This window comes from Alphaproteobacteria bacterium (genome assembly GCA_030680745.1).
In the GTDB taxonomy this organism is placed as follows: Bacteria; Pseudomonadota; Alphaproteobacteria; order JAUXUR01; family JAUXUR01; genus JAUXUR01.
This window is the reverse complement of record JAUXUR010000021.1, coordinates 1-7,100: the sequence shown is the minus strand read 5'-3', so window position 1 is coordinate 7,100 and position 7,100 is coordinate 1. Positions and strand designations below refer to the sequence as shown.

Genomic DNA, 7,100 nt, shown 5'->3' with positions numbered 1-7,100 from the left:
TGACGCTATTGTTTATGGCAATAGTCAAAACGAATTAGAATATGATTTTGTCGTCGCACCCAATGCTGATGCCAGTCAAATTGCTGTTGAAATTGCAGGCGCCACCAAACTTGAAATTGATGCCAATGGACGATTGCTTGTCCATACTAAAGATGGCACGTTATGGCAAGATGCACCTGTTTTATATCAATATAATGGAGCACAAAAAACTGCCATTGATGGCAAATTTGTGCTTGATGGCAATCATTTAAAATTTGATATCGCAAATTACGATCATTCTAAAACACTTTTTATTGACCCCATATTTTCATATGGATCTTATGTGGGTGAACTGGCTGCCCAAAATCAATTAGTTTCAAGTGATACAGAATTAGCTGGTACAAACGTTGTTAATCTTTTAGGAGGATTGCAACGTTTTGGGATTAAAATTCATAACGATGATCTGTATATTGCAGGTGAAACGATTCGCACGCAATTGGATTCTCCTGCCTTTCCTGTCACTGCAGGTTCTTTTGATGTAACGCAGAATGGTAGTTTTGATGTTTTTGTTGCTAAGTTGAGACCTCAAGGAAATGGGGCGTCCGATTTAATTTATTCTACCTATATTGGTAGTGTAGGTGATGATAAGGCTACGATGCTTGATGTAAATGCTTTGGGCGAAGTCTATGTTGCTGGTGAAACAAGCAATCCAAACGGTGATTTTCCAACAACATTAGATGCTTATGATACGACTGCAAATGGCGGTAAGGATGTCTTCGTTTCTAAGTTAAGTGCTGATGGTACAACTTTACTTTATAGTACATTGTTAGGTGGATCAGGTGATGATGCAGCTTATCATATAGTTGTTGATGCAAATGGCAAAATATATTTAACAGGTGAGACAACAAGTAGTGATTTACCTGCAACTTCTGGTGCTTTCCAGACAAGTAACAGTGGTGGTGTTGATGTATTTGTTGCTAAAATCGATCCCTCTCACACAGGAACAGATCAGCTTGTCTACGCAACTTATTATGGTGGTGCAAGCAATGAGGCAGGGTACGGATTAACAATCGATACTTTAGGTAATGCTTATATTGTAGGTAAAACAATTGGTACTATTCCTACAACACCTAATGCTTTCTTGACATCAGCACCTGGTGGTGGCGATGGTTTTTTATTTAAATTAGACCCAACAGGAACAGCACTTTTATATGGCACTTATTTTGGTGGCACTGGTAGCGAGCTTATCGATAGTGTCGCATTAGATCCAAGTGGAAATGTCTTTATTGCAGGCTCCACATCATCTTCAAATCTCTCAACAAATACTGCATTTGATACGACCCTTGGCAGAACCAATAATGGCCAAGATGCCATTGTAGCAAAGTTTAAATTAAACAATGGAGGAGGAAATAATGATTTACTTGCTTCAACTTATTTTGGCGGAGGAGGTTCTGAAAATGCACGTGAAATAAAGGTTGATGCGAATGGTAATGTATTTATTGTTGGTTTTACAAGTGCAAATGATCCAGTGCCTACAACTGGTACAGATTCAAAGACAATAACAGGCGCCGGAACCATTGGATATTTTTCAAAATTTGATAATAATTTAAGTAATCTTTTATTTTCGACACATTTTGGTGCAGCAAGCGGCATTTCAAATAATAACAACACAACAGCCGTTTCAACTTTCGATATATCAAATACAGGTCAAGTTGCTTTAATTGGCACAACAACCAGAGATCTTGAAACAAGCACAGGTGCTTTTGATGAAAATTTTAATACCGGTCCAGATGCTGTTAATCCTTTAGTTAATATTTTTATACAATCATATTCAATTGGTAATACAAATCAAGCCCCTACAAACCCTACAGGTTTTAATTTGGCTGATATTCCTGAAGATGTTCCCTCTGGAAGTAATACAGGCACGTTGGTTTCAGACATTGTAGCAGGATCAGGGTCTATTGATAGTGATAGTGCGCCTCTTGGCATTGCGGTGACAAATGCTGCAAATACCAATGGCATTTGGCAATTTTCAACAGATAATGGCGCGAGCTGGAATGCGATAGGCAGTGTTTCTGTGGCTAACGCCTTATTGTTAAATGAAACGGATAAAATACGTTTTGTGTCTAGTCCAAATTTCAACGGGAATGATCAGGTTCTTGGTTTTAAAGTCTGGGATAAATCTTCTGGGACTGCAGGCACTACTGCAATTACAAATAACGGCGAGACAGCCTTTAGTGTGAATGCTGCTAATGCGCTTTTGGACGTGACACCTATTAATGATGCGCCCGACATTGTAGTACCTGCGACTAAGAATATATTTCAAGGTGATCAAATTTTCTTTCGTAATCAAGACAGAATTAGCTTTAGTGATATTGATATTGGTGGTGAAGACGCACGTGTTACTCTTAGTGTTACACACGGCACTCTGACAATAGCAGGGTCTAGCACAGGGTTGAACTTCATAACTGGTGATGGTACCAACGATACCGATATGATTTTCACGGGAAATTTGGCGGATATAAACGCTGCGGTCTCAAATCTTTTATTTAGATCATCAAGCAGCAATTTTAGTGGAACCTCTACATTAACAGTCAATATCAGTGATCAGGGGCATACCGGCGCAACAGGTCCTTTGGAAACAACCAAGTTTGTTGACATACATATATTATCATTCCCTCAAAGTCAATTTGCACAGGAAGATATAAATAAACCGATCCAGGGCATTTCCATAAACAATGAATTTTCAAGTGTTGATCTTCTTGTATTAAATGGCACTTTAACACTTTCAAATATAGGGAGTGCTGTTATAAGCAATAATGGAAGTGAATCTGTAAGCATTTCAGGAAATTTTAATGATATTAACGCAACGCTTGATACGCTTATCTATAAAGGAAATTTAAATTTCAATGGGGGCGATGGTTTATTAGTTTCAGCCATTGGTTTGCAGGAGGTTATTAATAGTGCTATTGCCATTTTCGTAAATCCTGTCAATGATGCCCCAACAAACCCCGAAAATCTTGATTTGCCTTCACTTCCTGAAGATGTTGCACCTGCTAGCAATACAGGGACCTTAGTTTCAGACATTGTAACAGAATCAGGATCCACAGATGTTGATAGCACGCCGCTTGGCATTGCGGTGACAAACGCTGCAATCACAAATGGCATTTGGCAGTTTTCAACAGATAATGGCGCAAACTGGAATGCAATAGGTATTGTTTCTGAGACTAACGCCTTATTATTGAATGAAACGGATAAAATACGTTTTGTGCCTAATGCTAATTTCAATGGGAATGACCAACCCCTTGGCTTTAAAGTCTGGGATAAATCTTCTGGGACTGCAGGTAGCCTAGCAAACACAAGTAGCTCGACAGCCTTTAGTGTGAATCCTGCCAATGCGCTTTTGGATGTGACACCCGTGAATGACGCGCCTACAAATCCTAACAATTTTGATCTGGCTGCAATTCCTGAAGATATTCTCTCTGGAAGCAATACAGGGACCTTAGTTTCAGACATTGTAACAGAATCTGGATCTACGGATGTTGATTCTGCACCTCTTGGCATTGCGGTGACAAACGCTGCAATCACAAATGGCATTTGGCAGTTTTCAACAGATAATGGCGCAAACTGGAATGCAATAGATATTGTTTCTGAGACTAACGCCTTATTATTGAATGAAACAGATAAAATACGCTTTGTGCCTAATGCTAATTTCAATGGGAATGATCAGGTTCTTGGCTTTAAAGTCTGGGATAAATCTTCTGGAACAGCTGGTAGTCAAGCAGATACAAGTGCTTCGACAGCTTTTAGTGTGAATCCTGCCAATGCGCTTTTAGATGTAACACCTGTTAATGACGCGCCAATGATTACAGTTCCTGGTCCACAAAATGTGAACGAGAATACAAGTCTTGCAATTTCTGGCATATCGTTTACCGATCCAGAACTTACTTCTTCAAATACTGTACAAGTCACTATATCGGTTGATCATGGCATGCTGACTTTATCAACTAACAGCCTGTCCTTTATAACAGGCGATGGTGCCGATGATGCTACTATGGTCTTCACGGGGAATTTGGCAGATATTAACGCTGCTTTAGCAACTTTATCCTATCAAGGCAATCTGAATTTTGTTGGCGCAGATACGCTCAATATTACTATAAATGATCAAGGTAATACAGGCGCAACAGGTCCTTTATCCGATAGCAACACCATTGCAATTACTGTCAATCCTATTAATGATAGAGCCTCAAACCCTGCAAATCTTGATCTGACATCAATTCCCGAAGATATTCCATCTGGAAGCAATACAGGGACCTTAGTTTCAGACATTGTAACAGGATCCGGATCTACTGATAGTGATAGCACGCCTCTTGGCATTGCGGTGACAAACGCTGAAAACACCAATGGCATTTGGCAATTTTCAACAGATAATGGAGCGAGCTGGAATTCTATGCCACCTGTTACGACTAATGCTGCTTTATTATTAAATGAAACGGATAAAATACGTTTTGTGCCTAATGCTGATTTCAACGGAAATGATCAACCCCTTGGCTTTAAAGTCTGGGATAAATCTTCTGGAACAGCTGGTAGCCAAGCAGACACAAGTACTTCGACAGCTTTTAGTGCGAATCCTGCCAATGCGCTTTTAGATGTAACACCTGTTAATGATGCACCCACGAATCCAATAAATCTTGAGCTGTCTTCAATTCCTAAAGATGTTGCACCTGGTAGTAACACAGGCACGTTGGTTTTGGATATTGTAACAGGATCTGGATCAATTGATGTTGATAGCGCTCCACTTGGGATTGCGGTGACAACGCGTGACAATACAAATGGTGTATGGCAATTTTCAAGTGATGGTGGTGCAAATTGGAATTCTATGCCACCTGTTGCTGATAATGCAGCATTCCTGTTGAATGAAACAGATAAAATACGCTTTGTCCCTAATGCTAATTTCAATGGGAATGATCAGGTTCTTAGCTTTAAAGTCTGGGATAAATCTTCTGGAACAGCTGGTAGTCAAGTAGACACAAGTACTTCCTTAGCCTTTAGTGCGAATCCTGCTAATGCACTTTTAGACGTGATACTCGTTAATGATGCACCTACGAATCCTGTCAATCTTGATCTGGCGCCAATTCCAGAGGATATCGCAAGCGGAAGTAATAATGGTACTTTGGTTTCAGACATTGTAACAGGATCAGGATCCACTGATAGTGATAGCACGCCTCTTGGGATTGCGGTAACAACGCGTGATAATACAAATGGTGCATGGCAATTTTCAACAGATAATGGCGTGAGCTGGAATGCGATAGGCGTTGTTTCAAAGACTAGTGCTTTGTTATTGAATCAAACAGATAAAATACGCTTCGTTCCTAATGCTAATTTCAACGGAAATAATCAGGTTCTTGGCTTTAAAGTCTGGGATAAATCTTCGGGAATTGCAGGCACTAATGCAGATACAAGTGCTTCTACAGCTTTTAGTGCAAATGCAGCCAATGCACTTTTAGACATAACACCTATTAATGATGTACCTACGAATCCTGGAAATCTTGATCTACCTTCAATTCCTAAAGATGTTCCATCTGGAAGCAATACAGGCACGCCTGTTTCAATCATCGTAAATGGATCTGGATCAATTGATGTTGATGGTACCCCTCTTGGGATTGCAGTAACAAATGCAACAAACCCCAATGGCATTTGGCAATTTTCAACAAATAATGGAGCGAGCTGGAATGCGATAGGCAATGTTTCTGTGGTTAACGCGTTGTTATTAAATAAAACAGATAAAATACGTTTTGTGCCTAATCTGAACTTCAGTGGAAACGATCAGGCTCTTAGCTTTAAAGTCTGGGATAAATCTTCTGGTATTGCAGGTAGCAAAGCAGATACAAATGGTTCCTTAGCCTTTAGTAGCAATAATGCGAAGGCATTTTTAGACGTGATACCCGTCATTAATGTTATTCCACCTGCACCTGCCCCTATAGTTGCGCAAACAATTGATCCTGTGCCTGCGCCTAAAATAGTACAAAATCAACAAATTAATAATATTTTACCTATACAAACAAATAAGGATCCTAACAATTTAATGGAGGATCCTAACAATGCTGTTAAATCGCCTGTTCCGCAAAATCCAAGTTTAGATCCTGCAAAGCCTTATCTAAGCGATGACGATTTTAACAAATACGAAACACCGGAATCTCCTCTTGATTCTCCAACTATTTTGATGGATGCCCAAAAAAACAATGCTGAATACGTTATATTAGGCGGTTTCAATGTTTTCAATAATTTACAATTAATTGAGATCATCAAAGAAGCGGGTGCTTTTGAAGATATTGGAGATTTTAATACTGAAAATCTTTTAGATGCGCTTGATAAAAACAACAAACAACCGACAGATGTTATGGATAAAATTAAACCAATTGGTAAAGACAACGAACAACCGACAGATGTTATGGATAGAATCAAAACAATGCAACAATCTTCTGATCAAGAAGTATTAAATATTCTTAATGATATAGTGAAATAACTTTAAATTCAGACAAGGAATGACGCGCGATGTGTAGTCTCTTCCTAGATGAGCAAGAAATGACGATGTATCAATATAGTTTGAATTCTAACAATAACTTTTTCAATCAAATTGTTAAATCCTATCACATAAATATTAATAAATAATTAATGCAATAATATAACTATTTTTAATAAAGAATTAACGAATCGGATGTATACTTATAGTATAGATGTATGTTTTGAAAGGTGTTGAGATGCCAAAAGATTTTATTGATTTGCCAAATAGCAAAAAATCTAAATTATCTTCTCGTACCACGATGCGATTGTTAGAGCAGCGCTTCATGTTTGATGCGGCAATTGCAACTACTGTTGCTGATGCTCAAAATACGTCTGATCCACATCTAGATGCGGCTGTTCATAATGATATTAATGCAAAGCCATTGGCAACAGATGCGTCACATGATACCAATACGTCTCAAAATATCGATCCTTCAAAAGATACCTCAAAAACTATTTTATCCGATTTTACAGCAAATGCTGCAACGACACCTAAACAAACAACTCAAGTTACAGACGAAAAATCAGCTATATCCTATATGAATGGATTGCCTTTA

General features: G+C 38.7%; 2 protein-coding genes. Both read left to right on the top strand.

What is annotated here, in order from left to right; genetic code table 11:
- Positions 1-6,505 (top strand): SBBP repeat-containing protein (locus Q8L85_01545; protein MDP1723371.1); only part of this gene is annotated, 6,505 nt, incomplete at its 5' end.
- Positions 6,506-6,740: 235 nt separating this feature from the next.
- Positions 6,741-7,100: hypothetical protein (locus tag Q8L85_01540; protein MDP1723370.1), on the top strand; the 360-nt coding region annotated here is incomplete at its 3' end.